The sequence below is a fragment of the Bacillus sp. lyk4-R2A-2 genome (genome assembly GCF_030209735.1).
Taxonomy (GTDB): Bacteria; Bacillota; Bacilli; order Bacillales; family Bacillaceae; genus Bacillus; species Bacillus pumilus.
The window spans coordinates 615,969-642,930 of the sequence record NZ_JARVRK010000005.1 but is presented as its reverse complement, the minus strand read 5'-3'; the positions used below and the strand labels follow the sequence as shown (position 1 = coordinate 642,930).

Sequence of the window (26,962 nt, the reverse complement as noted above, 5' to 3'; positions counted from 1 at the left end):
TATGAGATTAATAGTTTTCGTACGAAGTTTTGTTGTTGTTGATTACATTTGAGGTGAATATTCTTGAATACCAATAAAAAAATATTAATCTTGACCGCAAATTATGGAAATGGACATATGCAGGTGGCTAAAACACTGTATGATGAGTGCAAATCTCAAGGCTTTGAGCATGTTGTAGTTTCTAATTTGTATCAAGAATCAAACCCCATTGTGTCGGAAGTGACTCAATATTTATACTTGAAGAGCTTTTCCATTGGGAAACAATTTTATCGCTTGTTTTATTACGGTGTAGATAAAATTTACAATAAACGCAAATTTAACATTTATTTAAAAATGGGAAATAAGCGTCTTGATGAACTTATTCAATTACACAATCCGGATATGATTATTATTACATTCCCGATGATTGTTGTTCCTGAATACCGGAACAAAACAGGAAAAGTCATCCCGACATTTAATGTCATGACAGATTTCTGTCTTCATAAGATTTGGGTACATGAAAACATCGACCGGTACTATGTTGCAACCGATTATGTGAAACAAAAATTAGTGGAAATCGGCACACATCCAAGCGATGTCAAAGTGACAGGCATTCCTATTAGACCACAATTTGAAGCAGACGTGCCAAAATCGAAGATTTATAAAAAATATGGATTATCATCAAACAAAAAAGTTCTTCTGATTATGGCCGGTGCTCATGGTGTACTGAAAAATGTCAAGGAATTATGTGAAGCATTGCTTCTAGACAGTGAAGTACAAATTGTTGTTGTATGCGGAAAGAACGCAGCGCTGAAACAATCACTAAGCGATCTTGAACAAGCACATCCAGATCAATTGAAGGCGCTTGGATATGTGGAACAAATTGATGAATTGTTCAGAGTAACAGATTGTATGATCACAAAACCAGGTGGCATTACTTTAACAGAAGCAACTGCAATCGGCGTCCCAGTCATTCTTTACAAGCCTGTCCCTGGACAAGAAAAGGAAAATGCTCATTTCTTTGAAGATTATGGGGCAGCCATCGTCATCAACAGACATGAAGACATTTTAGAATCTGTGACCAACTTGCTTCAAGATGAAGAAAAGTTAGAAACCATGAAACAAAACATGAAAAATCTTCACTTAAAGCATTCTTCTCAAACCATTTTGGAAGATATCGTTGAGCAATCAGATATCATCACGAATAACAAAACGTATGCTCGCGCATTATCATAAAAGGTGTCCGTCAATGACGGACACCTTTTTTCTTTATCCTTGATTTCCATTTGTTGTGTACACTTCTTCAAACGGCTGCACGACAACAAAGCCGCTTCCGCTAAATTTCATTTGAATAGACTCTCCGCTTCCTCTGCCAATAAAGGTTTTGAATGAAACATCTGTCACAAATTCAGTTTTTAAATCCCCTGACCATGCAACTGTCGCATTTGGATCTGTATAGACAGAGTCACCCGGCTGAACAATCAATGTGAGCGGCTCATAATGACTCGTAATCGCAGCAAGGCCTGGTCCTTCTAATTTGACATTAAATAATCCGCCTGCAAGCATCCCCGACACTTTTTTCATCAATTTGATATCCCAGCGGACTGAAGGTTCAAATGCGAGCAAATCATTCCCATTCACAAAAATGGATTCGCCTTCAGCCAAACGAAGAATTGAGATTTTTTTGCCTTGATCTGCTACATATAATTTCCCATCACCTGTTGCCTTCATGAGTGAAGTGCCTTCTCCTGACAGCATTTTTTTGAACATCTTTGAGACGCCATGTTCAAACACGCCCTCACGTTCAAACTTAATTTTGCCTCGGTACGAAACCATGGAACCTGTTTTTGCCCAAATGGTATCAGTCAAATTAATTTCTAAAAGTCTTGATGTTTCAAGTTCGAAGACCCCTTCTCCCTTATCTTCCTGCTGCGTATTCTGAACAAATTCTTCGAGTGTATAACGATTCATGATAGCACCTCTTTCTGTATTTTTTTTATATACGGACAAACTGTGCATAAAGTTTCAGAAAATGGGGACGGTTTAGCTATTATTGTTATTTGTCAAAAAAAATCAAACATTCTGCTCAAAATTTGGCTCTCCCGCTTGACGCTTTACTTTTGATGGTGTATAGTGGAACCATCATTTAACAACTGCAAAGTCGTTAGGTGATGAAAATTTTTTTTAGTATGCCAAAAGGTATGCTACAGTACTAGGAGGAAAAAGCAATATGCAAAACGGTAAAGTAAAATGGTTCAATAATGAAAAAGGTTTCGGCTTCATTGAAGTTGAAGGCGGAGACGATGTATTCGTTCACTTCACAGCTATCGAAGGTGACGGTTACAAGTCTTTAGAAGAAGGACAAGAAGTTTCTTTTGAAATCGTTGAAGGTAATCGTGGACCTCAAGCTGCAAACGTAACAAAAATCTAATCAACTAAATCAATGATGCAAAATAAAGAGAGGCTTATGCCTCTCTTATTTGATTTTCAGCTGAATTTCAATTGCTAAAATATTTTGCTTCAGTCGTTGTTCAATTTCAGAGATATCTTTTTCGAGAAAAGGTCTTCCCTTCTTTGCTACATCTACAAGTTGCTCTAGATCGCTGTACACCTCTTGAAATGTTCGATGTAATACCGTTTCGAACTCCTTATTATTCATACCGGCCTTCCCCTTTTCCTCTAATATCCGTCACTTAGTCAAAAAGTAACTCAACCAAAACTTTCTATAGTTATATCGGCTCATTTTTCGGAATATGTTCTTTTTTTACACATTCTATCCGTTTTTTTTCAAGAGCGAATGTTTGAGCAGGGAAAACCGGTCCGTTCGTTTATTTTTTGAGCAGCGTTTGGCCATATTCTTTTATTTTCTCTCCAACAGTGCATTGCTGTATGCAAAAGGAATGGGCATATTTTTTGCCAAATTCTTTTCGAAAATGCTTCTTAATCAAACAATCTGAACAATACGTGTCTTGAAGATCGGTCAATTCTTGTACTGCTGTTTTTTTATCCACATTATTCAGCTCCGTCTGCTTCTAATTTCAATGTACTTTCGATTGGGACGTCTGCAAGAATCTGTCTTGCAAGCTGATCCGCTTCTGCATTTTGTTTCCGATCGATGGCTTCATAGGTTGGCGTCAGCTTCAGCTCTTTTAAAGCCGCTTCAATTCGGTCAAGCCATTTGTTATGTACATCATCATAACAAGGCCATTCACCTTTTAACTGATTCATGACAACAAGTGAATCTCCTCTAATCGTGACAGAATTTCTGCTTGCCCCCAGGTCTTTTAAAGCTTTTACTGCCTCAAATAAAGCCGCATACTCTGCTTCATTATTGGTACTCCCTTGGAAAGGCTGATTTTTTCTCAATCGATAAGCGTCTTTTCCTAGCTTATAGTAGACGACAACACCAAGACCAGAGTCACCGGTTTCTTTGTGAAAACTTGCATCAAAATAGACTTGAAGCTGATCAGGTTCAAGCTTTAATTCTTCATTTAGCTTTTCAAGCTCTTTTATAGACCACATAGCCCCTTTTTCATCTTCAAATGACAGAAGTGACTGTGGTTCTTTTTTGTCAATATGTTTTGCTAACCTCAAGGCCTCTTTTAGCTCCAACCAATCTTCTTGGTAAAAAGCAATGGACCCAATTGATTTCACTTTCATTGTGTAGTGTGCTCTTAGTTTCATTGATCACATCGCCTTCCCGTGCTTTTAAGGTAAACATACGTTATGCTATAATCAAAAAGTTACATTTACAATGAGAAAGGAAGTTCATGTCACTTGTTTAATGAAGGTATTTGGATCTTATTTGCGATCATTAATTTTATCATTGTTCTTCTATTTTATAAAGGATTTGGCAAGATGGGCCTTTTTGTCTGGATTGGCTTTGCGACGGTTGCCGCAAATTTACAAGTTGTCAAAACCGTTGAATTATTCGGCCTAACCGCAACACTTGGAAATATTTTATATGGCAGTGTGTTCTTTGCAACGGACGTATTGAATGAAAAATATGGACAAAATGAAGCGAGAAAAGCTGTCTGGATTGGTTTTGCTACCCTTTTAACACTAACTGTTGTCATGCAGGAAGCCTTGCTTTTCCATCCCGCTCCATCTGATATCTCACAATCATCGCTGGAAACCATATTTGGCTTTATGCCAAGGGTTGCACTTGGCAGTCTCGCTGCTTATATCATCAGTCAAATGCTAGATGTTTATGTATATTCTTTTATTCGCCGCATATTTCCTTCCGATGGCGCGCTCTGGGTGCGCAATGCCGGAAGTACGATGATTAGCCAGCTTCTTGATACATTGATTTTCACGACCATTGCCTTTCTTGGCACGTATCCATTTCATGTATGGATAGAAATCTTCATCACGACATATGTCATTAAATTTATCGTCGCTGCGATTGCAACACCTTACGCGTATGCAGCGAAAAAAATGGTTCCGCTTGATGAAAGGGTGAAATGATGTGCCAGCAGAAATATACATTGACGGTGCGAGTGCAGGGAATCCGGGTCCCTCTGGCATCGGCATTTTCATCAAATATAATGGAAAGGCTGAGTCCTTCTCCATTCCTCTTGAACCCATGAGCAATCACGAAGCAGAATTTTCTGCTCTGATCGAGGGGATGAAAATATGCGCAGAAAAAGGATTGCGTACCGTTTCATTTCGAACAGATTCACAAGTAGTTGACCGCGCAGCCAATGTAGGATTTGCTAAAAATCCAGCCTTTCAGCACTTTATCAAAGAGATGATCGAGCTTCAAAGCCAGTTTGATTTATTTTTTATTAAATGGATTCCGAGTAAGGAAAATCAAATAGCAGATCAGCTCGCCAGAAAAGCGATTCACCTATCTAAAGGATGAATCGCTTTTTTTCGGTTATGCTAATGTGTGTGAGGTGATACTGATTGGATAAAGAAAATAAAGGTCGTGTCACAAATGGGACAACCCCACAAGGTGATGCGCAAACAAAAGATAAACAGCCACTATCTCAGCTGGAAAATAGAGCAAAGAAAAGCAATACAAAAAGATGAACCTTAGAGATCGGCTTTAGCTGATCTCTATTGTACTTAATCGATTCATCATCGGTTCGATTCCTTTGATTTGATGGTGCCTCAGCATAGCAGCAGCACGTTCTTGATTGATGTTCATTTTCGTCTCATCCATTGGACAGCTGAGCGGGACATCACATTTAATCTCTGCCAATAGACGAGAAAGCTTCAAATCTTCTAATCCTGCTTGCATTTTCTTTTGCTGCGCAGCCGTTAGTTCATGGACATTTTCTAACAAACCGTCAATCGTTTCATATGTTTGAATAAATTTTAAAGCAGTTTTTTCTCCGATTCCTTTGACACCTGGATAATTATCACTTGCATCACCCATGAGTGCTTTCATATCAATGAGTGCCTTTGGCGAGATTCCCATTTCCTCTTCAAATAAGGCTTTTGTATAATGCTTATAATTGCCAATTCCTTTTTGCATCAGGGCAACAGTCACTTGTTCATTCAAAATTTGCAGCAAATCTTTGTCACCAGTTAGGACAGTCACACGTGCTTCTTTTTGGTAAAGCGTAGCAAGTGTACCAATACAATCGTCTGCTTCAAAGCCCTTTAAACCAATGTTCACAATTCCTAGTTCTTCTGTAGCTTCTTTTGCTAAATCGAATTGCGGAATGAGCTCGACAGGCGCCTCTCCTCGATTTGCTTTATACTCTTGAAACAATTCGTTTCGATAGGTTTGGCTTCCCATATCCCAGCAGCACACAATATGAGTTGGCTCAAATGTCTGTACAGCTGTTAATAAGTGCTTCAAATAGCCATTCACTCCATTTGTTGGTACACCGTGGTCATTTATCATAAAATTGCGATGGACAGCCGTCGCATAAAACGATCTGAACAAAAGCGCCATTCCATCTACAAGCAGTACGTGTTTATTCATTCTCTTAAACTCCCTTTTCAAAACAATACTCCCATTCTATCACAGAACACAAAACTAGACATGAAAAAGGCGCCTTCTTCTTTTACAAAAGAAGAGGCAGCCCGTTTACTTTTGACCGTATTGCATTTTTTTCGTTTCTGCTTCTGCATAGGACGGCATGTCTTTTTGTTTAGGGTCACGCTCATCCTGCTGCTTTGTCTGTTGCTTTTTTTTCATGATCATTCCCCTTTCTCGGTACATTCATTAAGATGACCAAAAAAGAGAAAGTTACTCTTTACTTCTGTTTCTGCTCGACATACTCTCTGACCATATCATTCGTCACAAGCTTACGAAGCGGAACAATACCGCCTCGTGCAAGCTCATTCATCTTCGACGTAATGGCGTTGATCTCGTCTGTTGTAAATGGCTCGTTTTGCTCACATTTGACAACAGCCATCTCTATTGCTTGTTCTCTTTTCTGTTCAAGCTCAAGAAAGGACTGAATATGAGCATGCTGCTTTTGTGAGTGTGCTGAAATCTCTTCGTGTACGCTCGTCATTTTCTATCAACTGCTTTCTTTTTTATTTAGTCTACCATGAATCAAATGGTTTTCAACTGGTTCTTCCATTCTTCTGTTTGTTCATAAACTTGTTCAATGACGGCCTGCTCTTTGGCATCTGTCGTTAGGCTCGTGATAAATGTTTGTTTTTGTTCACTTAGCTGCTCGAGCGCTTCTGTTTCATATCTTTCCGTAAACGTCTTCACCATCATGTCGTACCTGCTCAGTAATTCTTCTTTTTCTTTATCAGCCCATTTCGTGGTTAACTGATGAAGAATGTCTCGAATCGCTTCAATAAACGCAGCCTTTCCATTCTGTTCAAAGAAAACTTTCGGTGATTTTTGTTTCTTTAAGAGCGGTTCGAATGGCGTTAGTTCAGCTTCGATTTCAATTTGTTTCAGCTCAGCATTTTTCTCTTCAGGCGGCGACAGTGAGAGAGAAAAGTAAGGGTCTTCTGCACATGCCGCTTGCAATCCTTTCTCCCACTCCTCTTGGAAGTATTGATGAATAAACGATTCCATTCGGATATCAAGCGCCTTTAACTCCTGTACAAATTCAAATTCATAATCCTTTAGTGCCTTCTCAAGTGCTTTTTTCAATTGCTGTCCGAAATTCCCTTGAGATATTCCAGGATAAAAGGCTGTCTTAAAGAGATCATTCGCAAATAATGAGAGGCGCTGCACAATATGATAGAGCTGCTCATGTAAGTCCTTTTTCACGCTTTCTGTCACTAGCTTAGATTGCTTTATCTGACTCATTTGATCAAGAATCGCTTCATAGGATGCGTCTATCTTTTTCTTTTCCGCTTGCTTCTCATCTTCTGACTGATGCAGCGTCGCATGCAGTTTGTCGACCGTTCTACATAACGTACGTGCTTCAAAATATAACAGCTCGATCGCATCTTTCGTTAGTTCTTCCTCTATAAAATAGTCGAGCTGCTTTCTAAGCTTTGCGTATTGATTATAAGCTGTCTCTCCCTTTCCTTCGATCTCTTCCTTACTGGATACATGATGAAGGTTTGGGTTTCTTATCCCTTCTTTTGTGAGCTCATTTTTCACATAGTCAAAGACGGTGTCAAGCTCTGCTTGATCCTTTGCGAGATCAGCTGCATTGATAATAAAGAACATTTTATCCATGCTAAATGAATCTTTTACAAGCCCAAGCTTACGTAAAAATGACCGATCTGCCTTCGAAAAAGAGTGCTGGTAGTAAGTTAAATAAAGAAGCGCATCTGCGTCCTTCATATATTGAAAGGCGATCTCTGTATGACGCTTATTCATACTGCTAGCGCCTGGCGTATCAACAATAGTCAGCCCTTTATCTGTTAGAGGTGTACTCAAATAAACCGTTACTTCCTTCACCACACAAGAAACAGCTTCTTCCGCCACATATGGTCTCAGTTCTTGAAGGGTGACATGAAGCGGCGTTTGCTTAGTAATGTGATCAACGAAACGGGTATGTGCTTGTAAAAAATGTTCAACAATGACGCGGTGATCTTGTTCAAGCTGTCTTTTTTTAAGCGTTCGTTTGAGCTTGGATGTAAACGCCTCCCCTTTTTCTTCTGAGATCGTAAATCCTAGGATCTGATTGAGCTCCTCTAATATATCCTGTTCTGTTTTGAACACCACTTTGACACTTTCATGCGGGTGATCTTCCGTCGGCCGCGTTAGCTTGTTAATGGTTGCCGTTGTTGGTGTGGGAGAGGATGGCAGCACCTTTCTCCCGACGAGTGCATTTGCAAAGGAAGATTTCCCCGAACTAAAAGCCCCAAATAAAGCGAGTGTGAATTCTTTCGCTTGCAGCCGTTTTGTTCGTTTTTCAAAGGACTTTCTTTGAGATCGGAGCGCATCTAATGGCAATAAAATCTGAGAAAGCTGCTCAAACTGGGCAATCGACTGTGCCGTCGTGACATGCTGTGACTGACGCATTTGAGGTTGATCAATCTGCTTGTTCGGTTTTTCTTGGTCGCTCTCTTCAGGTTGAATGGTCGCTTGCTCCTGCTTTAGCAGATCATGCTGCATTTGTCTCTTTTTCGCATAAAACCAATCTTCTTCGATCTGTTCATCCGTTCCATTTTGCCATATATCCCATACATGCTGAATATCTCGCTTCATTTGTTCATTTTTTCTGGTGCATTGCTCGAGTGTTTGGAGCTCTTTTGCAGACTGAGCCCATTTTTCTTGCTGCTCTGCTTGATCTTCCATAAGCTTGGCTTTCAGCGACTCCACCATTTGTTCAATCAGTGGCATCGCTTGCTGCTTAGCCTGTCTTCTCAAGGCTTCGCCAGCATCTTTTGCATATTGCAGTACGTATTCATTGGAGAACGTTGCTCCATGATGAATCACACTTTCAAGAAGTGATTCTTGTACAGGTGTTTCAAACGCCATCACTTGATTTAATAACTCTTCACCAAGCTGATGCTTCTTGACTTCTTTTTTTAGTAGCTCAGCAATATGCCAGTCCACTTCTGCCTTCATTCTCGCTTTGACATCTGTTAAGAAGTCAGTTGCCCGTTTTTCTTTTTCCTGCTCAGTTTTATTTTTAGCAAAAAGCAGTCCCACTTTAAAGCCAGGTGCTTTTGATTCAATATAGTCGCTTGCGAGTTCTCTCATTTTAAATGGAGTTAGGTTGGCATTTTTCAAAATGCTCTCGACGTCAGTAGATACTTCTTCTTCTAACTGCTTGGCTCCATTTTCAATGAAGTGATTTTTCGCTTCCAAATCCTTTACTTCTTTTCTTTTTTCTTGGAGCTGTGACTCAAGCTCCTCACCTTGCAGCTCTTCTTTTATCGAGTCAATGTGTTCTTTTAAGACATGCTCAATTTTCTGCTCCGTATAAGCCCGAAGTGAGGCTTTCGGCAACGTCTGTAATTCTTGCAGTTTTTTGATTAAACGAATCATTTCATTTCTTGGATGCGTCTCATCGGTTACAGATGTAAAGTATAGATGATCTTCTTCAATGCCTTCTTTAAGGAGCATGTCAACCACTTGATTTTTGTAGTCTTCAAATGCTGTCTCATGCTCATCATGCCGGTCCACTTGATTCACGATGAAATAGAGATTTGGCACTTTTTCTTTGATGGAGCGAATGAAACGAATGTTTTCTTCAGAATGAACATGGTTGTAGTGAACGACATAAAAAAGAGCATCTGCTTGATGAAGAATAGACGCAGCAGACATAAAGTGGGCATGATCCGTGGAATCAATTCCTGGCGTATCAATCAGTGCCACTTTTTCTTCAAGGCCTCTATAGTCACCGCTAATTTCCACCATCTCAATCTGTTCTCCATCCTTACAGAAACGCTGTACTGCTTCTTTATCATAGGAGCCGCTCATTTTTGCAAAACGGCCATCAGAGGTGTGAAGCTGCACTTCACTTTCCCCTTTCCTCACGACGACCAAGTTTGCACTTGTTGGGATTGGACTCGTTGGCAAAATGTGATCATGAAGCAGATGATTCACAAGTGATGACTTTCCAGCAGAATAGTGGCCGGTAAATGCGATATATACTTCTTCTTCTGCTTCCTTTTTGATAATCGATGCAAGTTTGGCAGCGCGCTCATGATCATCCCTTTTGAGAAAGCTTTGATATAAAGCTCCTGTAGTTTGAACGAGCGAATCTCGAATAGACAAGTCTTTCATGACGATAAACCCCTTTGTTTTTAGAAAAGTCAGTTATGTATGTGATACCATTTTACACAAAATAAAGAGATTTTTCTTCTGATCTGAGGAAATAAAAAAAATCTGCTGCCCGATCAGTCGCAGTTGACTGGAATCAGGAAGCAGATTTTTTGGAGACACCTTTTAATACGAAGCCAATTAATAGGCTGTACACACACACCGTACCGAGTAAGAAAATCATTGTCATGTGATCACCGTCCATCCTTCATGATTGAGAATGCTTATCATTAATGAAAGTGTAGCACAATTGATAATGATTTTCAATATTAATTTAGCAAATACTGATTTAATGCTTTCTCCTCTGTTTGAATTCGTACAGCCATCATCCATGCATTTAAACATGTAAACAAAATGGCAGTGACATACGCATCAAACAATAGCGGGATCAGTAAAAGCTCAATCGCCACGACTACATAGTTAGGATGTTTCAACCAGCGATACGGCCCTTTTTTTACAATCATCGCGTTTGGTACGACTAAAATTTTCGTATTCCAGTACGTCCCAAGGGAGCATAATGCCCAGTATCGAATGGCCTGTGTAGCCATGAGAAAAAGGAGCAGCACAAGAAAATAACGGGACGGCCCCTTATGTAAAAGCCCTATCTCAACTATAAGTGAGAGAAAAAAAGCCGTATGCATAGCGACCATATAGGGATAATGACTAGCACCAAATTCAATGGCACCTAGTGCTCTTACTTTCTTTTCATTTCTTTTGGCCACAAGCATTTCAATGAGCCGCTGACAAACGAAGAAACCGATGACAAGCCAAATGATCATGACAAGACCTCCTCCCACTTCATAAGCAGCAGCTCTGAGGAAAAGCCCGGACCAAGCGCCCCGCAAAGTCCCATCTCCCCCGCTTCAGCTGATTGATGTTCCAGGAAATGCTTGATGACATACAAAACTGTGGCAGAGGACATATTTCCGTGTTGTTTGAGTACTTCTTTTGAAGAAAACAGCTGATCCTCTCGTAAAGATAGACTTTCAACATAGGCATCAATCACTTTTTTTCCTCCAGGATGGGCTAGAAATACGGATAAGTCATTAGTTGAATATCCTTGCTCCTCTAAAAATTGATCCACCTGCTCTTTTAACCAGCCGGAAATCAAACTCGGAATGTCACGGGAGAAAATAACCCGAAAGCCGTCACTTGTAAATTCCCAGCCCATCACATCCTCAGAATCCTTCATCGTGACAGATTGCGTGCTTAGTACTTTAGGGACCGTTTTTAAATGGGCATATTCAAGCGCAGCTTTTTCCCCAGCTAAAAGAACCGCTGCCGTCCCGTCTCCAAACAAGGAGGTGCCGATTAAATTGCTTTTTGATTGATCTTGCGGCTGAAAGGTTAAACTGCACAGCTCACAGGCAACGACAAGTACCTTTGCTTCTGGAAATGCCCTTATGTATTCATAAGCTCGCGACAGCCCTGCCGCACCGCCCCCACACCCTAGGCCCCAGATCGGTACTCGTTTCGTATAAGGAGAAAAAGGAAGGACGTTCATGAGCTTTGCGTCAAGACTTGGGGTCGATAAGCCGGTACTTGAAATAAAAAACAATGCATCGATCTCTTCAACCGGGACTGTTTTTTTTAGAAACTCCTTCTCTTGAAGACAATGTATGATCGCTTCCTTTGCATGAGCCAGTGCCTTTTCCAAATAGATATTGTTTTTCTCTTCAAAAGAGTGGTGCGTCTGATACCATTCAATGGGCTGCACAAACTGCCTGCTCTTAATTTCTCCATTTTGAAAAGCTCTCAGCAGCCGGTCAATATCTTTAAACGATCGTTTAAATTGAGACCTAGCAAAATCAGCAGCTGTTTTCTGATCCACGTGATGCTTCGGGTGACTCGTTCCAACTGAAAGAATGTACGCCATCGGCTTCACCTCTTTTTTCGGTTAATATCCCCTATCGAAAAAAGGATATACATGCCGAACCGTCACAATTCAGTCAAAACATTTTCCTCCGTCTAACTTTTTGTCTTGACGACAATTGATAAATATTGGATAATATAGGTGAAAACATGATGTAGTTTTCCTCCTTCACAGGTTCGTTCCAAGCCAAGCGAACCTGCTTTTTTTATGCAAAAAAACACCTCTAAAAGAGAAGTGCAGACCGTAGACAACCCCCACCTTTACTTCAAGTAAAAGTGGGGGTTTCACATAATTATAAAGGGGTACGCTGGACATTCAGCATCTACCGTGTCTACATTTCGTTTTCCGATTTTCTCTGTCACCTGTTATACGAGTGAATTTAACATACGAGTATCATGAACATTGCCACCTGTGACCAGTGATCCAAAAATAAATCCTTTTGAATCACAAGCTGTATGAAAGGAATAAGCAAATGACTTTTCACGTTCACCTTTTACATAGTAGCCAATCTCTGATTCAGTTGTACTGACTTTGATTTCTTTTGTTTCTTCTTTATTTTGTAGGGGTAAGAGCTTACTCTATGTATTTCGCGATTGATCGCCTCTATCCCCAATATCCACATGAGCATCCTTTTTTTCAATGAAATCGTCATTATACAACACTTTCATACGGAATCTCCCTTTCGCTTCGCATTAATGGTTAAATCTGATGCTATCTTAGCGTATAAATATCAACGTTTCGATCATTATTCAGAATGATTTCATTTAAACATGAATGGATCACCTTTTTTTCTGATCAATACAAAGCAATAACCATGAAATGCTAATTTATTTGATTATTATATATAAAAAGGTGTTTTTTTCCTGTATACTTAATCAATATGAACACCATGAAAAACAGTGAAAAAAGATAGAATCTACTACATGATTCGGCACAAAATTTAATTGACTGGAGTGATTGTAATGAAAAAGGTGTCCAAAAAACAGACACCCTACAACACGATGCTTCTCTCGAAGATAATTGGTTTAGTGCTTCTTACACTGTTTCTCTTTTTTATCTGGGATATGTCTAAACCCCATTTGCAGGCGACAAATGGGCAAGCAAAAATTGTTGCCAGCAGTGACTTCCGAGACACAAGCATCAGTCTGAAAGCAAAAGATCATTCTACAAGAACATTGGATACACATGTTAAGACCAATCCAAACCAACAGACAACGAATAAAACGGTCTTTTTAACATTTGATGATGGTCCTACTGCTACATCAAATCAACTGTTAAATGTATTAAAAGCACATCACGTGAAGGCGACATTCTTCATGCTTGGACCGCAAATCCAAGCACACCAAGCAGCTGTGAAAAGACTTTATCAAGAAGGACATCAATTAGGGCTTCATGGCATGACGCATGATATAAACCGCTTTTATCAGAACAGTGAGTCTCCCGCAAATGAAATGAGAGAAGCTCAGCGCATTCTTGCTTCTGTTACAGGCGTTTACACCCGTCTTGTGAGAACACCATATGGCAGTGTTCCAAATTTAACATATCATCAAAAAGTACGTTTAAACCAAAATGGCTTTATTTACTGGGATTGGACGATTGATAGTCTTGACTGGAGATATAAAAACTCACAATATGTTCCAGAGGTATTGAATCAACTGCAATTGTTTGAGAAAACTAAACCATGGGAACCAAAAGTTATTTTAATGCATGATCAACCCTCTACCACAAACTATTTAGATAGCCTGATTACACAGCTAAAAGCAAGGGGCTATACATTTGCAGTCATTAACGAAACAATGCAGCCGGTACAACATTAATAGCGCTAATCACAACAAGCCCGTATCCAAAAGATGCGGGCTTTCAGTGTTTACACAACAGATTTCTTAGGCTCTTCCATCAGGTCCTGCCCGGTTTCTTTTTTAAAAGGAATCATGTGATAAATAATATGAAGCAAAATAGCGGTAAAGCTACCGGCCACGATGCCATTACTTGTTAATAATTTGATTGATTCTGGCAGATGCTCAAACATTTGCGGCACGACGGTGACACCTAAGCCAATCCCCACTGAGCAAGCAACAATCAGTAGGTTTTCCTGTTTGGCAAAATCCACACGCGAGAGCATTTTAATACCGTAGGCAATGACCATCCCAAACATGGCAACCATTGCGCCGCCAAGAACTGACTTTGGAATAATCGTCGTAAATGCAGCAATTTTAGGAAAAAGTCCAAATAACATGAGCAATGCGCCTGTCACAACGATGACTTGATTTTTCTTGACCCCTGTCAACTGGATCAACCCAACGTTTTGCGAGTAGGCTGTGTAAGGAAAAGCATTAAAGATACCACCTAATAACACAGCAATCCCTTCTGCGCGATAGCCTTTCGCTAAGTCCTTCTCTTTTAATGAGCGGTTTGTTAAATCACCTAATGCGAAATAAACACCTGTTGATTCGACTAATGACACAATGGCAACTAACGTCATCGTCATAATGGGTGCAAATTCAAAGGTAGGCATGCCAAAATAAAATGGTTCAATCATACGGAAAACTTGAGCGTTCGCCACCTCAGCTGTTTCCACTTTCCCCATAAATGCAGCAACGGCTGTCCCAAGGAGAATACCGATTAAAATGGCGATCGCCTTCATAAAGCCTTTTGTGAATCGATAGAGAAGCACAATGATAAACAGCACAAGGAAAGCGAGGCCTAGATTTTCAAAAGAACCATAATCAGCACTTCCTTCTCCCCCTGCCATATTGTTCATCGCTACTGGAATAAGGGTAATGCCAATAATGGTGACGACAGAACCTGTCACGACAGGCGGGAAAAATTTCACCAGCTTCCCAAAGAAAAAGGAAAGCAGAATGATGATACACCCCGAAGCGATAATACTTCCATAGATAGACGAAATCCCGTATTTAGAGCCAATCGCAATCATAGGAGAAACCGCAGTAAATGTACAGCCTAATACAACAGGCAAACCGATACCAAAGAAACGATTTTTCCATACTTGAAGGAGTGTTGCAGCACCGCACATGAAAATATCTGCCGAGATTAAGTAAGTCAGCTGTGCAGGTGTGAGGCCGAGTGCATCTCCCACAATGAGCGGCACAAGAACGGCCCCTGCATACATCGCCAGCACATGCTGAATCCCTAGCGAGAGCGTTTTGGCTTTTTTAGCTGCACTCATGATTGTACCTCTCGTACAAACGTGACTTTCCCTTCCTCAAGTGATTCAATCCGTGCAAGGGATTCGACGCGGTAGCCCATTTGAACAAGTGCATCTCTTCCCGGCTGGAATGACTTTTCAATGACAATGCCAAATCCGGCTACTTTTGCCTTCGCCTGCTTTGCGATTGCGGCAAGTCCTTTAGCGGCTTCACCGTTCGCCAAAAAGTCATCAATGATTAATACACAATCCTTTTCACCGAGATGCGTATTTGAGACAGCGATCGTGCTTTCTACTTTTTTTGTAAAAGAGTACACACTCGCTGTTAATAGGTTTTCTGTTAGTGTTAATGATTGACGTTTTCGAGCAAAAACAACGGGTACTTGAAGAGCTAGTCCTGCCATCACAGCAGGTGCAATGCCCGAAGATTCGATTGTGATAATTTTTGTAATGCCATCATGCTTGAATAATCTAGCAAACTCTTGCCCGATCTCATGCATTAACACAGGATCAATTTGATGATTTAAAAAGGCATCTACCTTTAACACTTGATTTGACAGAACGATTCCTTCGTTCTCAATTTTTTGACGTAACAATTCCATCATTCTTCCTCCCATCATATTGGCAAACATTTTCATTTTTTTGCATAAAAAAAGCATTGCTGTCCATGAGGAGCAAGCAATGCGAAAACGATCCACGGATCTTCAGCTCAAACAAGAGCTGTTTCATTTGCTCACTCATAGTCGGACGGTATCGGTGTCCGGTAGAAACTTGCGTGCCATCATCACGCGATTATATGAGTGTTATAGTGTTCAAATTATAACAAGATTTCAGACGCTTGGAAAGCACTTTTCTAGAAAAATACCGAACTTAAATAATAGATCAGATCAAAACGTTCGTTTTTAGAATATTCAAGCATCAAAAAAGCACCCTTCTAAGCAAAGGGTGCCTTTTATTTAAGATAAATACAGTTTCGTATATTTATCCGTTAAATAATCGATTAAATATTGTACATTTAATTCCTCACCAGTCGCATCTTGAATGATTTCAGAAGGCTTTTTGCGTTTTCCATGCTGGTGAACATGTGTTGTGAGCCATTCTTTTATCGGTGCAAAAGACCCATTTTGAATCAGCTCATCAAAATTCGGTAAATCTTTGATCATTTGGTGCTTTAGTTGCGCCGCATACATATAACCAAGGGCATATGAAGGGAAATATCCAAAGCTTCCATCAGACCAGTGAACATCCTGCAAGATGCCGAGTGCATCATTAGGAGGCGTAATGCCAAGATATGCTTTATATTTTTCATTCCACAGTGCAGGCAGGTCTTCGACTGCCACTTCTTCATTAAATATCGCTTTTTCAATTTCATAGCGGATGATAATGTGAAGCGGATATGTAAGCTCATCTGCTTCAATTCGAATATAAGTTGGCTTCGATTCATTCACTGCATGCACAAAGTCTTCTAAAGAGACATCTTTAAACTGCTCAGGAGACGCTTCTTGAAGCTTTTGATAATACGTTTTCCAGAAGTCTTCATGTCTGCCAATAAAGTTCTCAAAGAAAAGAGACTGTGATTCATGGATCCCCATTGATGTGCCATCACATAATAACGTTCCGCTCAGCGCCTCATCAATGTTTTGTTCATAGATGGCATGACCACACTCATGAATCGTGCCAAAGATCGCCATCCGAAAATCATGCTCATCATAACGGGTCGTCACACGAACGTCCCCTCTGCTCAATGTCACAGCAAACGGATGAACTGTTGTATCCAGACGTCCTGCGTCAAAGTCATACCCTAATTCTTTTAAGAAGAAAAGACTCAGTTCCTTTTGTTTGTCGATCGGAAAGCTTTTCGATAAAAATGAAGTATCCGGTTTATGAGGAGAGGCTTCGATTTTTTTCACGAGAGGAACAATGGCATCACGAAGTGCACCAAACTTTTGATCTAGCTGTTCAACCGTCATATCTGGTTCATAATTATTGAGCAGCACGTCATATGGCGTTTGTTTCACGCCCCAATATTGAATAAAACGCTTGTTAAAATCAATGAGCTGTTTTAAGTATGGTGCAAAGAGTGAAAAGTCTGATTTCTCCCTTGCTTCTACCCAGACATGCTCTGCTTTTGATTGTAAAATCGAGTATTCTTTAAATTCTTCTTTCGGAATTTTGCTGTTTTCATCATACTCTTTTTGTGATAATTCGAGCGCCTTTTGTGTATCTTTTGACAGCTCATCTCGGTGTTTATTTAATGCGTGGAGAAGATCTCTCATTTCATCAGAAGTCTTCATATTAAAAATATCACTTGATAATTGACCGATCGTTTCAGCTCTGAAATCGGCGCTTTTTTTAGGCGCCTGTGTTCTAGAGTCCCAATAAAGTAAATGGAGCGCCTCCGTATAGTGGGCGATTTTTCCTAGTAATTGATAAAACGCTTTCTCTTTTGCTTCAAGACTCATACGTTTGTTCCCCCAATCGATAAAATATGTATGTACGTTTCAAGGCTACTTCAAGGAATGTTCTTTTGTCAATCAAAAAGGAGGATACGCAGATGGTATCCTCCTCTCTTTTCTCGTTCATATGTTATTTAAGATGTGATGATTGGCTTTACTGGCAGAACGGATTCAATTTTACTTTGAAGCTCTGTATCTTCCTTACGGTCAAAGTAAATATGAATGGTTCCTGCATCTTGGCTTGTCCGAATCAGTCTCCCAATTCCTTGTCGTAAGCGCAGCAGCATATACGGAAGATCGACTTCAGCACGAGCATCCTTTGCTTCATTCCGTTTCGCCTCAAATACCGGATCATGAGGCGGGTAAGGAAGTCCCCAGATGATCACATTTGTTAATGATTGACCTGGAATATCTAATCCTTCCCAAAGGTGAACAGAGCATAACACAGACGTCTCATCTGCTTGGAACTTTTGAACAATTGTACTGATTTCCTCGTCTCCCTCAAAGTACACGTCGAAAGGCAGTGATTCATTCGATGCCTCAAGCTGCTTTCTAAAGAAATGAAGTTCATCAAATGAAGGGAACAAAATGAGAGACCGTCCTCCATTATCTTTCAGCTGAGTGATCACTTGCTGTCCTTTTACTTCTTGCTCTTGAAGCTGCTGAATCCCGTGGAAATAAATCTTCATTTGTTCATCGTAATCATACGGCGAAGCGACACTCATTGATAAGTAATCTTTAATCCCAAGACTTTCAGCTAAATAATCAAAGGATTGATTTTCAGACAATGTAGCAGAAGAGAAAATGTATGGTCTTTTTTGCGAGAATACCTTTTCACCAAGCACCTCTGCGACAGTCTTTGGCATCACAACAAATGTCGTATCTAATTCCTGCTTTTCAAGCCAGCTAATCGCATTTTTTTGATAAAGCGACAGAGAATACGCCATTTGTTCAATGTACTCTTCCACAACAGACAATTCGTATTGATCGATTGTATACATCTCTGATTCAAATACGAGTGCTTCTCCGATTTTTTCAAGTAAATCACACAATTCACTTGCTGAACGCTTCACCTCATCCACACGTCCAATTTCAAGTCGATGTGAGCCCTTGATTTCTTTGGCATGTGTTTTTAAGAGATAAAAGAACTCATCGTTTGTAGCAAGTGCATCTTCAACGAGCTCGGCAAACTCTTCGCGTATATCGTTTTGTAGCAGGCGCTCTAAAAAGGTTTCGAGCATTGATTGCTTCACGCGGTATGTCAGTGCTTTTTGTGCAGCAAATTCAAGAAGATGGCCTTCATCAAATACAACGGAGCTATGTTCTGGAAGCAGCGGAAGCTGACCCTCACGTTTGCGTGATTCCTTCGTCCACACATGCTCCATATAAAAATCATGAGAACAGATGATGAGGTCTGTTGCTTTCCGGTAATGATCTCTTGATAAATTCAGACCACAGCGATGACGCATATCGCACGTCAAGCAGTCCTGAAACGAGTCATAGCCAATGCGTGACCATTCATCATTGGATAGCTCTGGGTACTCTTTTCGATCACCATACGGATAAAAGTTTTGCATGCCATGTGATTCATGAACAAATGAAGGAAGCGATTCATAAATATCGAGCCACTTCTCATCATCTTCACGCTGCATGGTTTTCTCTAATTTCTTTAAGCATAAATATTGATCATGCGATTTACTTAATCTCGCATCTATTTGAATATCAAGGTGATTGGCAATTTTATAGATATCACCCTCTTGTTTCACTAGCTGTTCAATTAACGTTTCGTCTGCACATGCAATAATCGCAGGTTTCCCTGTATACCTTGCATATGTGACCGCAAATAATAGATAAACGATGGTTTTGCCTGTGCCTACCCCAGCTTCGGCAAACATCACACTTTTTTCTTTAAAGGCTCTTTCTAGTTGAAAAGCCATGAATATTTGTTCATCTCGAAGATCAAAGCCCTTTTCTGGCAAAATGTCATAGAACACATCACCAATCCAGTTGCCCAGTTCTTCGTAAAAATTATGTTCTTTTGATAATGAAAAAGGCAAACGAGATGCTGTCACCTGCTTCAACCCCCAACTTTTGAATCATTCAGACATTCTATAGTAACATTTATGCTGGGGAATGACAATCTTTTTTATGACCGCAAACGATGTTGATAGGTTTCCTTCATTAAAAATGCGTGCTCAGAACGCTCTATGTAAGCCTGAGCAAGCGCTAAATCTTCGATGGCTGCAGTCAGCTGAGCAGATTGTCCACCTTCTTGCCCTTCAATTTGTTGAGCAGTCGAAGCGAGTGCTTTTTGGATTAACTGAAATTGATCATATTGTATCATGGAGACACCTCTTTTTTTAAAATCAAGTTCAGTTTATTCCGTCCCGTGAAGGTTTATACCTTTCTGGGATAAAAAAAGCCACACCTTCTGTAGGTGTGACATTTTTTTATGATTCAGTTGTCTGTTTTCTAGGCGGGCGTTTTCCCCAATATTGGTAATAGTCTGTTTTAATAAAACCATTAAACAGTTTTCTCTTTTTCGTTGCTTTTCTACCAAAGCACTCTTCGAACTTTTCATGTGACGTTAAGATGTAAATGGACCATGTGTCTAGGCTTTTAAATGCTTCGCCCATTCCTTGATACATTTTTTCAACCGCTGGTTTATCACTGAGTCGTTCTCCGTAAGGCGGATTTCCGACAATCACACCGTAATCTTCTTTTGTTTGAAAGTCTTTCACTTGCATTTGTTTAAACTCAATCAATTCACTTAGTCCCGCTTCTTCTGCATTCATTTTTGCAATGTCTATCATCCGGTGGTCGATATCACTTGCAATAATGTGGAGCGGCTGATCATAGTTTGCTTTTTCTTCCACTTCGTGACGCGCTTTGTTCCATACATCTTCACCAATCCATTCCCATGACTCAGACGCAAATTCCCGGTTAAATCCTGGGGCAATGTTTTGCCCAATCATGGCCGCTTCAATGGCGATTGTTCCTGATCCGCAGAAAGGATCAACAAACGGACGGTCAGGTGTCCAGTTCGTTAATAGCACGAGTGCAGCTGCAAGGGTTTCTTTAATAGGTGCTCCGCCTTGATCCATGCGGTACCCCCGTTTATGAAGACCTACACCAGATGTATCAAGCGTGAGCACAGCTTTATCTTTTAAAAGGGCAACCTCAATTTTATACTCAGGTCCTGTTTCTTCAAGCCATTCAGACTGTATGTTGTAAGAGGATATGAGCTTTTGCGCAATTGCCTTTTTGACGATACGCTGGCAATCCGGCACACTGGCAAGCTGTGATTTCACAGATTTACCGATGACTGGGAACGTGCTGTTTTTCGGTAAAAAAGAGGCCCAGTCAATCGCCTTTGTGCGTTCAAACAGCTCATCGAAGGTTTTTGCCGAAAATTCAGCAACTTGTACCTTTATGCGGTCTGCTGTACGCAGCCAAAGGTTCGCACGGCAAATCGCAAGAGCGTCTCCTTCGAAAATCACTTTTCCGTTGTCTACTGTGCAGTCATAGCCAAGGTCTCTTACTTCTTTTGCAACAATCGCTTCAATTCCCATTGGAGCCGTTGCGATAAGTGTATAGGTTTTCATTGATTTATCACCTGTTTTCTCGTCCTTTTATGTATTCCAAGATAAAAGCTCTCCATATGTTGAAATAGGAGAGCTTTGTTTTCATCATGTTTATCATAACGGATATAACGTTCTGTAAGCCATGTTTTGTTCCATTGTACTGCAAACGGCAAATGCCTCGTACTCAGGTGGTAATCATCTATCTACAGAATTCTCTGTCCTTCTCTCCGTTTGGTTCCTTTGAGAAAGTTCCCCTACCAAGTTTGGGTTTCTCGCTCGAGGGGTTTACCGCGTTCCACTCTCACCATTTCTAGTGAGACTTCGTCACTGTGGCACTTTCAAGGATACTTTGCCATATCCTAAAAGGACGTAGGCATTTTTCCTGCCGTCAGCCTTTCCCAGGCTGCCCTGGCTTATTTTTTCGCCAGGCACGAACACTACGGGCATCTCAGCACCGTGCGAGCATGGACTTTCCTCTGCAATGTCTAAAAGCATTGCAGCGATTACCCGAACGTTAATCAACAAGCGTTATTATAAACGACAATGACATCAGGCACAAGCTTTTTTCAGTAAGGCTCAATCATAAAGTTTGCTGCCGAAAACATGTTTCTCAAGGTTAGATAGTCTTTTTAAAATATCAGAGTTTGTTGTATTAGACTGTGCAGGCTGTCTTTTCCCTTGCTCAACGGCTTCCTCAAGCTGTTTAGACAAATGGAGGTTTTCTTGTTGAAGCTTTTCGATTTCTTGGTTGAAGGACTCATAGTCTTTAATGACCATATCTAAAAATTTATCGACTTCTTCTTGTTTGTATCCTCTGACACCTGTTTTAAATTCTTTTTCTAAAATTTCTTTTGCAGAAAGCTTTACTTTATCAGCAAGCATCTTTTTCACCTCATATCGTGAATTCATAGTATATTTTTTCAGAAATACGTGACGTTGTCAAATTTTCTCTTGCTTTTAGTCAAAAAACGGATCTTCCGCCTCAACTTGCGCTCTCAAATCATCCATTGTGATGTACATAATGGGGTAATCGGTATAGTTTTCCGCTTCTTTGATCATGTACTTTGGCGAGCCATCATGCTCCGGATCATAAAGGGCGAGGAGTCCATCTGTTTTTTCAATAAAAAAACGGTTCTTTTGTTTAAATTGTGCCGGACTTTCATACGGTCTATGCGTGACACTTTCTACAAAATCAGCCTGTGCAAGAATTCCTTCATACAACTCTTTGTTTTGTTCATTCCAGCGCTCTTCCTGTTCATAAAATGGCGTAATGACGGCAAGTTTTAACGCTGGATACTCCTCTTGAAGCTCAAATACTACTTCGGCCGTCCAGATTTCTGCCCCTAGCTGGCCTGATATGAGAACCCACTCGAGGCCATCTTCAATTAAAGCTGTCAGCCTTTTTTGAAGCTCCGCTTTTATGTATTGAAGTGCAGGCTCGTCTTGTTTGAATATCCCAAGCTCAAATGGCTTGTACCCTGTGACAGCAATAATTTTCATTTTTTCACCTGCTTTTAAAAAAAGGGACTTATAAAAGTCCCATTCCACTTTATCTGTTACAGCAAGGTCCACCGCAGTTAAAGTGTTGATGTGTTGCCGGGTCCACCTGAGAAAACGTATGCGGGAAGTAGTGAACATGTTTGAAATTTTGATGGTGAACATTTGTCACATGTTGCGGATGGATATGCGGCACAATTGTTGTTGAATCACTGTGTGTACAGCAATGATTCGTCGGATGAACAATTGGCTGTGTAACATTCGGTTGGCAATGATGATGATGGTACATGTAGCATTCCCCTCTCCTTAATTTTCTTACATTAACAATGTATGAATTAAGAGGTGTACATGTACTAATGCATTAACCTATTTTAAAAGTTTGCAAGGAAAACATCCTTATAGTTTGAAAACACAAATGCGACCAAAATGACAACAAGAAAAAACAAGTAGAAAAGACCTTTATACATGCTCTACGCTCCTCATTCAATATCTAACGTTATTTTACAGGATTCATGACTTTTCTACAATAAAAGTGCTAAACAATTTTTATTTTCGGCCGAGAGCCGAACGTTGTCATGTTTTGCGCTTTCCCGGGCAATAATTTCATTGTCCAGCTTTCCGAAGTAGACGAGTTATTCTTTTTTCGAGCTCAGCATATTTCGAGAGCTCAATACTTTTTTTAACTGGTATGGTCAAAATCAACCGTTCTGAGCTCTTTTATATGCCTTGTTGCGCTTTCTTGATCCCGATGAGGCAGAGATCATGTAGCACAACTCAAAGAGGTTCTCCGTCAGCTATTACACGAAGCTCGTATTGTTGCTGTTGTACGCTGTACTGCCTCTATTATATGGCGAGAGTTTCATTGGACGAGCCGATATTATCGGGGAGAGAAAAACTGGAACACTCGTTGTTAAAAACATCTGGTCCGAGAACGGTATGAAGCAAATAAACAATTGCAACCAGCTGAACAGTTGTTTCCAAAAGTTTGAACAGATGAGACAATTTTGGCAGAGTCTACGAACTGATATTCCATGTATGTGTATAAGGATAATTAAGTTGCGCCCCTTATCCTAAATTTCAAAGCTACACTTATCGTGTAATTTCCTCTTCTGTTTGCCTACTCGTTCTTTTTGCCATGTTCACAATAAAAAACCGTATTTAAGATCATTATGATCTTAAATACGGTTACAATCAAAGAACTTTATTATCCGAAAACAGAAGAACTCTTTCGGATATCATCCATTAAAGAGTTTGACTTCTTTCCTCTAATTTATTAGAGGTTACTGCCAACTGATCCGTACTCTTTGTAACTGTTTGTAGCGCATTACTCGATTGATCTGCTGAAACCACCGTCTGCTTCACACGCGCAGCAGCCTGCTCAGTTCCTATTGCAATTTCCTCATTTATTTTGCTAACATTTTCACTATCATTCATAAGAATTTCTCAGAAGTATCTTGAATATTGATCGTTACAATGTTTTTTTATTATTCGTCATTACACCATTTTTTATTTAATACCCATGGAAATATATTTTTCTTCTAAGTATTCGTCCAGCCCTTGATGTCCGCCTTCACGCCCCATTCCACTCTCTTTAATTCCTCCAAATGGAGCTTGAGCAACTGCAGGAACTGCATCGTTCATACCAATAATCCCGAATTCTAGAGCTTCAGAAACTCTGACGGATCGACTAAAATTTTCTGTATAGAAATACGCAGCTAAACCATATTCTGTCGAATTTGCATATCGAACGACTTCTTCTTCTGTCTCGAATGGAATAATTGGAGCAACTGGCCCAAATGTTTCCTCACTCGTAATAAGCATGTTTGAATTTACTTCACCCAAAATGGTAGGTTCATAAAACAACCCCTCAGACAATTCACCTTTAAGGCGTTGTCCGCCATAAAGAAGGCGAGCTCCTTTAGAAACAGCATCATTTACATGCTCTTCCACTTTCTCTAAACTTTCGGGACTTACCAAGGGTCCAACTTGTACACTTGGATCAATACTATTCCCAACTTTAAGAGCTTTCACTTTTTCTACAAAAAGTTCTGAAAACTTATCTATAACAGAGCTTTGGACATAGATTCGATTTGCACATACGCACGTTTGCCCTGTATTTCTAAATTTACTTTCAACCGCACCTGTAGCAGCAGCTTCTAAATCAGCATCTTCAAAAACAATAAATGGTGCATGTCCACCAAGTTCCAATGACAACCGCTTCAATTGTGCAGCAGACTTGGTCACTAATAATTTCCCAACCTCAGTAGATCCTGTAAATGAAATCTTTCTAACTGTTGGGTTTTCAAAAATTTCATCAGAAATTGGGCCTGAAGCACCTGTTACGATGTTTACAACTCCTTTTGGCACTCCTGCCATTTCTACCAATTTTCCAAACGCAATCGCACTAATAGGAGATTGTCCAGCTGGTTTCACAACAGATGTACACCCAGCTGCCATCGCAGGACCTACTTTTCTAGTCATCATGGCTAAAGGGAAATTCCATGGAGTAATTGCTGCAACGACACCAATTGGCTGGCGGATAACCATTAACCTTTTGTTAACAGCAGAAGCAGGAATCGTTTCTCCATAAATCCTTCTTCCTTCTTCAGCAAACCATTGTAAATAACTAGCTGCAAAAGCTACTTCTCCTTTTGCCTCCGTAAAAGGTTTTCCCATTTCCAAACTGATGATTTCTGCTAATTGATCTTGATATTCATGCATAAGATCATACAACTTCAGTAAATAGTGAGCACGTTCGTTTGCCGTTAATTTGGACCAGGATTTAAAAGCATGATCTGCAGCTTCAATCGCCAGCTTTGTCTCTTGATGCCCCCCTTTTGGAGCTTGAGCAATAATTTGACCAGTTGATGGGTTTGTTATTGAAAATGTTTTTCCATCTAATGCAGCTGTCCATTCACCATTGACATACATTTTTAATTTCTCTAATTCAACTAAAGAATTGACTTTTAACAAAAAAATTCCCCCTTAAATAAATTATCTTCAAGCACTGATATAAAATCTAAATTTTAGGCGTCTAGTTTGTCATTACACTTGCAATCTTTTGTAGATTACATCTCATCTAACGCACCATAATATGCTTTTTCAATAATCAAGTGAATATCTTCAGCCTTTGTCAGTCTAGGGTTTCTTAATACATTACCACTTCTCATCGAATCGGTTACTAATTTTGGTAAATAATCAAGTGAAACACCCAAATCTTTTATATTAAGAGGGATATTCATCGACTGATTCATTTGGATAACAATTTCAATTGCTTTTTCTGCTGCCAATCGAGTAGATAATCCGCTAACATCTACTCCTAAAGCAATTGCGATATCTTTATACTGTTCTGCACACGCTGGTAAATTATATTTCATTACGAACGGCAATAATGCAGCATTTGCAATACCATGAGGAATATTAAAAACTCCACCAAACGTATGAGATATGGCATGGACATTTCCCAAAAGTGATTGAGAAAATGCCACCCCTGCTATCATTGAGCCAACAAGCATTTTCTCCCTGCTTTCTATATCTGTTCCAACAAAATAAGTCTTAGTTAAATTTTCACCAATCATTTTTATAGCCTGTATAGCAAATCCTTGACTAACAGGACTAGCAGATTTAGATGTATATGATTCTATCGCGTGTGTTAGCGCATCCATCCCTGTTGCTGCTGTAATCCCTTGTGGGAGATGCAGCGTAAGAGCAGGGTCTAATATAGCTAAAATTGGAAATAATTTTGGACTAATCACTGCCAGTTTAAATAATGTATCTTTATTCGTAACAACGGTCGAGGCTGTTACTTCGCTTCCTGTTCCTGCTGTAGTGGGAATGGCTATGATAGGTAGAGGCGGTATGGTGATTTTTCCCACCCCTTCATAATCAAAGATATGACCAGGGTTAGTAGCCATTGCGGCTATCCCCTTCGCTGTATCGATGCTACTACCACCACCGACAGCTAATACAGCCTCGCTTTTATGCTGTTTAAGACAGTTTGTTCCTTTATGAATCGTATCATCTGATGGATTTGGCTCTATCTCATCATATATTTCATATTCCAAATGAACAGCCTGAAGTGACTTCTCAATCCCTTCTAAAAGATTAGCTGAACGTATACCTTTATCTGTAACGATCAGTACTCTCTTAATCCCTAATTCACTAATCATTTCTCCTGTTTTATTTGAAATTCCGTTGCCACATTCTACTCGCGTGGGCATAAAATATGTGTATGGCATTAAAGACATTGTTAAC

At 40.0% G+C, this 26,962-nt stretch carries 28 protein-coding genes, 1 other RNA gene, 1 pseudogene and 1 riboswitch; of the genes and pseudogenes, 6 read left to right on the top strand and 24 right to left on the bottom strand.

Annotated elements, in window-relative coordinates; genetic code table 11:
• Positions 1 to 63 precede the first annotated feature (63 nt).
• Positions 64 to 1,215 carry a diglucosyl diacylglycerol synthase gene (locus QRN39_RS10255; RefSeq protein WP_003215454.1) on the top strand — a complete coding sequence of 384 codons (1,152 nt, stop codon included), beginning with the start codon at positions 64 to 66 and terminating at the stop codon, positions 1,213 to 1,215.
• A 33-nt stretch (positions 1,216 to 1,248) separates the two neighbouring features.
• Here QRN39_RS10255 and QRN39_RS10250 read toward each other — a convergent pair whose 3' ends face one another.
• Entirely contained in the window at positions 1,249 to 1,950 is a 702-nt protein-coding gene (locus QRN39_RS10250; RefSeq protein WP_050943887.1) for an AIM24 family protein, read from the bottom strand.
• Between the two features lie 259 nt (positions 1,951 to 2,209).
• On the opposite strand from QRN39_RS10250, the gene cspD reads away from it, so the two are divergent.
• Positions 2,210 to 2,410, top strand: coding sequence for a cold-shock protein CspD (gene cspD / locus QRN39_RS10245; protein WP_003215784.1), 201 nt, complete (start codon positions 2,210 to 2,212; stop codon positions 2,408 to 2,410).
• Positions 2,411 to 2,455: 45 nt separating this feature from the next.
• Here the strand turns inward: cspD and QRN39_RS10240 are convergent, their stop codons facing one another.
• The 3 genes from QRN39_RS10240 to QRN39_RS10230 form a co-directional block, all read right to left on the bottom strand.
• A complete protein-coding gene (locus QRN39_RS10240; RefSeq protein ID WP_003215507.1) occupies positions 2,456 to 2,638 on the bottom strand; it encodes a hypothetical protein in 183 nt (60 codons plus the stop codon).
• A 169-nt stretch (positions 2,639 to 2,807) separates the two neighbouring features.
• A complete protein-coding gene (locus QRN39_RS10235; RefSeq protein ID WP_003215998.1) occupies positions 2,808 to 2,990 on the bottom strand; it encodes a zinc-finger domain-containing protein in 183 nt (60 codons plus the stop codon).
• Position 2,991: 1 nt separating this feature from the next.
• Complete coding sequence (locus QRN39_RS10230; RefSeq protein ID WP_003215694.1) at positions 2,992 to 3,663, bottom strand: ribonuclease H family protein; 672 nt, start codon at positions 3,661 to 3,663, stop codon at positions 2,992 to 2,994.
• A gap of 93 nt (positions 3,664 to 3,756) precedes the next feature.
• On the opposite strand from QRN39_RS10230, the gene QRN39_RS10225 reads away from it, so the two are divergent.
• From QRN39_RS10225 to QRN39_RS10215, 3 genes are read left to right on the top strand one after another with little or no spacing between them, the layout of a single operon-like run.
• Positions 3,757 to 4,446, top strand: coding sequence for a queuosine precursor transporter (locus QRN39_RS10225; RefSeq protein ID WP_003215661.1), 690 nt, complete (start codon positions 3,757 to 3,759; stop codon positions 4,444 to 4,446).
• A gap of 1 nt (position 4,447) precedes the next feature.
• A complete protein-coding gene (locus QRN39_RS10220; protein ID WP_212045979.1) occupies positions 4,448 to 4,843 on the top strand; it encodes a reverse transcriptase-like protein in 396 nt (131 codons plus the stop codon).
• A 44-nt stretch (positions 4,844 to 4,887) separates the two neighbouring features.
• A complete protein-coding gene (locus tag QRN39_RS10215; protein WP_003215584.1) occupies positions 4,888 to 5,013 on the top strand; it encodes a hypothetical protein in 126 nt (41 codons plus the stop codon).
• A gap of 16 nt (positions 5,014 to 5,029) precedes the next feature.
• On the opposite strand, the gene QRN39_RS10210 is transcribed toward QRN39_RS10215, so the two are convergent.
• The 7 genes and pseudogenes from QRN39_RS10210 to QRN39_RS10180 all read right to left on the bottom strand — a co-directional run.
• Positions 5,030 to 5,917: a 5'-3' exonuclease gene (locus QRN39_RS10210; protein ID WP_212045978.1), complete on the bottom strand. Its 888-nt coding sequence runs from the start codon at positions 5,915 to 5,917 to the stop codon at positions 5,030 to 5,032.
• A gap of 274 nt (positions 5,918 to 6,191) precedes the next feature.
• On the bottom strand, positions 6,192 to 6,455 hold the full coding sequence (locus QRN39_RS10205) for a YpbS family protein (RefSeq protein ID WP_050943884.1): 264 nt from the start codon (positions 6,453 to 6,455) through the stop codon (positions 6,192 to 6,194).
• 41 nt (positions 6,456 to 6,496) lie between these two features.
• Positions 6,497 to 10,096, bottom strand: coding sequence for a dynamin GTPase (dynA, locus tag QRN39_RS10200; RefSeq protein WP_284907189.1), 3,600 nt, complete (start codon positions 10,094 to 10,096; stop codon positions 6,497 to 6,499).
• Positions 10,097 to 10,229: 133 nt separating this feature from the next.
• Positions 10,230 to 10,316 carry a Fur-regulated basic protein FbpC gene (locus QRN39_RS10195; RefSeq protein WP_223251174.1) on the bottom strand — a complete coding sequence of 29 codons (87 nt, stop codon included), beginning with the start codon at positions 10,314 to 10,316 and terminating at the stop codon, positions 10,230 to 10,232.
• An 85-nt stretch (positions 10,317 to 10,401) separates the two neighbouring features.
• Positions 10,402 to 10,911 carry an isoprenylcysteine carboxyl methyltransferase family protein gene (locus QRN39_RS10190; RefSeq protein ID WP_284907187.1) on the bottom strand — a complete coding sequence of 170 codons (510 nt, stop codon included), beginning with the start codon at positions 10,909 to 10,911 and terminating at the stop codon, positions 10,402 to 10,404.
• Positions 10,908 to 12,008 carry a type III polyketide synthase gene (locus tag QRN39_RS10185; RefSeq protein ID WP_284907186.1) on the bottom strand — a complete coding sequence of 367 codons (1,101 nt, stop codon included), beginning with the start codon at positions 12,006 to 12,008 and terminating at the stop codon, positions 10,908 to 10,910. Before QRN39_RS10185 ends, QRN39_RS10190 begins: the two co-directional genes overlap by 4 nt.
• 365 nt (positions 12,009 to 12,373) lie before the next feature.
• Positions 12,374 to 12,580 (bottom strand): annotated as a pseudogene (locus QRN39_RS10180) (IS5/IS1182 family transposase); the annotation flags it as partial.
• 387 nt (positions 12,581 to 12,967) lie between these two features.
• On the opposite strand from QRN39_RS10180, the gene QRN39_RS10175 reads away from it, so the two are divergent.
• Entirely contained in the window at positions 12,968 to 13,822 is an 855-nt protein-coding gene (locus QRN39_RS10175) for a polysaccharide deacetylase family protein (protein WP_284907184.1), read from the top strand.
• A gap of 50 nt (positions 13,823 to 13,872) precedes the next feature.
• On the opposite strand, the gene pbuX is transcribed toward QRN39_RS10175, so the two are convergent.
• From pbuX to QRN39_RS10110, 13 genes are all read right to left on the bottom strand, one after another.
• A complete protein-coding gene (gene pbuX / locus QRN39_RS10170) occupies positions 13,873 to 15,192 on the bottom strand; it encodes a xanthine permease PbuX (RefSeq protein ID WP_003215893.1) in 1,320 nt (439 codons plus the stop codon).
• Entirely contained in the window at positions 15,189 to 15,773 is a 585-nt protein-coding gene (xpt, locus tag QRN39_RS10165) for a xanthine phosphoribosyltransferase (RefSeq protein WP_003215672.1), read from the bottom strand. Before xpt ends, pbuX begins: the two co-directional genes overlap by 4 nt.
• Positions 15,774 to 15,891: 118 nt before the next feature.
• Positions 15,892 to 15,991: riboswitch (purine riboswitch) on the bottom strand.
• Between the two features lie 136 nt (positions 15,992 to 16,127).
• Complete coding sequence (locus QRN39_RS10160) at positions 16,128 to 17,633, bottom strand: carboxypeptidase M32 (protein WP_003216050.1); 1,506 nt, start codon at positions 17,631 to 17,633, stop codon at positions 16,128 to 16,130.
• A 128-nt stretch (positions 17,634 to 17,761) separates the two neighbouring features.
• Entirely contained in the window at positions 17,762 to 19,699 is a 1,938-nt protein-coding gene (locus tag QRN39_RS10155; RefSeq protein ID WP_113387102.1) for an ATP-dependent DNA helicase, read from the bottom strand.
• A 74-nt stretch (positions 19,700 to 19,773) separates the two neighbouring features.
• A complete protein-coding gene (locus tag QRN39_RS10150; protein WP_050943878.1) occupies positions 19,774 to 19,971 on the bottom strand; it encodes a hypothetical protein in 198 nt (65 codons plus the stop codon).
• Between the two features lie 106 nt (positions 19,972 to 20,077).
• On the bottom strand, positions 20,078 to 21,232 hold the full coding sequence (locus QRN39_RS10145) for a THUMP domain-containing class I SAM-dependent RNA methyltransferase (protein WP_106035418.1): 1,155 nt from the start codon (positions 21,230 to 21,232) through the stop codon (positions 20,078 to 20,080).
• Positions 21,233 to 21,342: 110 nt separating this feature from the next.
• Positions 21,343 to 21,726, bottom strand: an RNA gene (gene rnpB / locus QRN39_RS10140) — RNase P RNA component class B.
• A gap of 61 nt (positions 21,727 to 21,787) precedes the next feature.
• Positions 21,788 to 22,093: a cell division regulator GpsB gene (gpsB, locus tag QRN39_RS10135; RefSeq protein ID WP_003215578.1), complete on the bottom strand. Its 306-nt coding sequence runs from the start codon at positions 22,091 to 22,093 to the stop codon at positions 21,788 to 21,790.
• A 75-nt stretch (positions 22,094 to 22,168) separates the two neighbouring features.
• Positions 22,169 to 22,711 carry an SLOG family protein gene (locus QRN39_RS10130; RefSeq protein ID WP_199800961.1) on the bottom strand — a complete coding sequence of 181 codons (543 nt, stop codon included), beginning with the start codon at positions 22,709 to 22,711 and terminating at the stop codon, positions 22,169 to 22,171.
• A gap of 49 nt (positions 22,712 to 22,760) precedes the next feature.
• Positions 22,761 to 22,997, bottom strand: coding sequence for a spore coat protein CotD (cotD, locus tag QRN39_RS10125; protein WP_080984739.1), 237 nt, complete (start codon positions 22,995 to 22,997; stop codon positions 22,761 to 22,763).
• Positions 22,998 to 23,950: 953 nt separating this feature from the next.
• Entirely contained in the window at positions 23,951 to 24,142 is a 192-nt protein-coding gene (locus tag QRN39_RS10120) for a hypothetical protein (RefSeq protein WP_050943875.1), read from the bottom strand.
• Positions 24,143 to 24,214: 72 nt separating this feature from the next.
• Complete coding sequence (locus QRN39_RS10115; protein ID WP_050943980.1) at positions 24,215 to 25,639, bottom strand: NAD-dependent succinate-semialdehyde dehydrogenase; 1,425 nt, start codon at positions 25,637 to 25,639, stop codon at positions 24,215 to 24,217.
• 137 nt (positions 25,640 to 25,776) lie between these two features.
• The gene (locus tag QRN39_RS10110; protein WP_050943874.1) at positions 25,777 to 26,955 is read right to left on the bottom strand and encodes an iron-containing alcohol dehydrogenase; all 1,179 of its coding nucleotides are present in this window, start codon (positions 26,953 to 26,955) and stop codon (positions 25,777 to 25,779) included.
• Positions 26,956 to 26,962: the final 7 nt, after the last annotated feature.

What these genes read in the sequence shown, in the direction of transcription:
- QRN39_RS10250 (WP_050943887.1), bottom strand. Translation starts at nt 1,950, where the DNA reads ATGAATCGTTATACACTCGAAGAATTTGTTCAGAATACGCAGCAGGAA.
- cspD (WP_003215784.1), top strand. Translation starts at nt 2,210, where the DNA reads ATGCAAAACGGTAAAGTAAAATGGTTCAATAATGAAAAAGGTTTCGGC.
- QRN39_RS10240 (WP_003215507.1), bottom strand. Translation starts at nt 2,638, where the DNA reads ATGAATAATAAGGAGTTCGAAACGGTATTACATCGAACATTTCAAGAG.
- QRN39_RS10230 (WP_003215694.1), bottom strand. Translation starts at nt 3,663, where the DNA reads ATGAAACTAAGAGCACACTACACAATGAAAGTGAAATCAATTGGGTCC.
- QRN39_RS10210 (WP_212045978.1), bottom strand. Translation starts at nt 5,917, where the DNA reads ATGAATAAACACGTACTGCTTGTAGATGGAATGGCGCTTTTGTTCAGA.
- QRN39_RS10205 (WP_050943884.1), bottom strand. Translation starts at nt 6,455, where the DNA reads ATGACGAGCGTACACGAAGAGATTTCAGCACACTCACAAAAGCAGCAT.
- dynA (WP_284907189.1), bottom strand. Translation starts at nt 10,096, where the DNA reads ATGAAAGACTTGTCTATTCGAGATTCGCTCGTTCAAACTACAGGAGCT.
- QRN39_RS10195 (WP_223251174.1), bottom strand. Translation starts at nt 10,316, where the DNA reads ATGATTTTCTTACTCGGTACGGTGTGTGTGTACAGCCTATTAATTGGC.
- QRN39_RS10190 (WP_284907187.1), bottom strand. Translation starts at nt 10,911, where the DNA reads ATGATCATTTGGCTTGTCATCGGTTTCTTCGTTTGTCAGCGGCTCATT.
- QRN39_RS10185 (WP_284907186.1), bottom strand. Translation starts at nt 12,008, where the DNA reads ATGGCGTACATTCTTTCAGTTGGAACGAGTCACCCGAAGCATCACGTG.
- QRN39_RS10175 (WP_284907184.1), top strand. Translation starts at nt 12,968, where the DNA reads ATGAAAAAGGTGTCCAAAAAACAGACACCCTACAACACGATGCTTCTC.
- pbuX (WP_003215893.1), bottom strand. Translation starts at nt 15,192, where the DNA reads ATGAGTGCAGCTAAAAAAGCCAAAACGCTCTCGCTAGGGATTCAGCAT.
- xpt (WP_003215672.1), bottom strand. Translation starts at nt 15,773, where the DNA reads ATGGAATTGTTACGTCAAAAAATTGAGAACGAAGGAATCGTTCTGTCA.
- QRN39_RS10160 (WP_003216050.1), bottom strand. Translation starts at nt 17,633, where the DNA reads ATGAGTCTTGAAGCAAAAGAGAAAGCGTTTTATCAATTACTAGGAAAA.
- QRN39_RS10150 (WP_050943878.1), bottom strand. Translation starts at nt 19,971, where the DNA reads ATGATACAATATGATCAATTTCAGTTAATCCAAAAAGCACTCGCTTCG.
- QRN39_RS10145 (WP_106035418.1), bottom strand. Translation starts at nt 21,232, where the DNA reads ATGAAAACCTATACACTTATCGCAACGGCTCCAATGGGAATTGAAGCG.
- gpsB (WP_003215578.1), bottom strand. Translation starts at nt 22,093, where the DNA reads ATGCTTGCTGATAAAGTAAAGCTTTCTGCAAAAGAAATTTTAGAAAAA.
- QRN39_RS10130 (WP_199800961.1), bottom strand. Translation starts at nt 22,711, where the DNA reads ATGAAAATTATTGCTGTCACAGGGTACAAGCCATTTGAGCTTGGGATA.
- cotD (WP_080984739.1), bottom strand. Translation starts at nt 22,997, where the DNA reads ATGTACCATCATCATCATTGCCAACCGAATGTTACACAGCCAATTGTT.
- QRN39_RS10120 (WP_050943875.1), bottom strand. Translation starts at nt 24,142, where the DNA reads ATGAATGATAGTGAAAATGTTAGCAAAATAAATGAGGAAATTGCAATA.
- QRN39_RS10115 (WP_050943980.1), bottom strand. Translation starts at nt 25,639, where the DNA reads ATGTATGTCAATGGTGAATGGACAGCTGCATTAGATGGAAAAACATTT.
- QRN39_RS10110 (WP_050943874.1), bottom strand. Translation starts at nt 26,955, where the DNA reads ATGTCTTTAATGCCATACACATATTTTATGCCCACGCGAGTAGAATGT.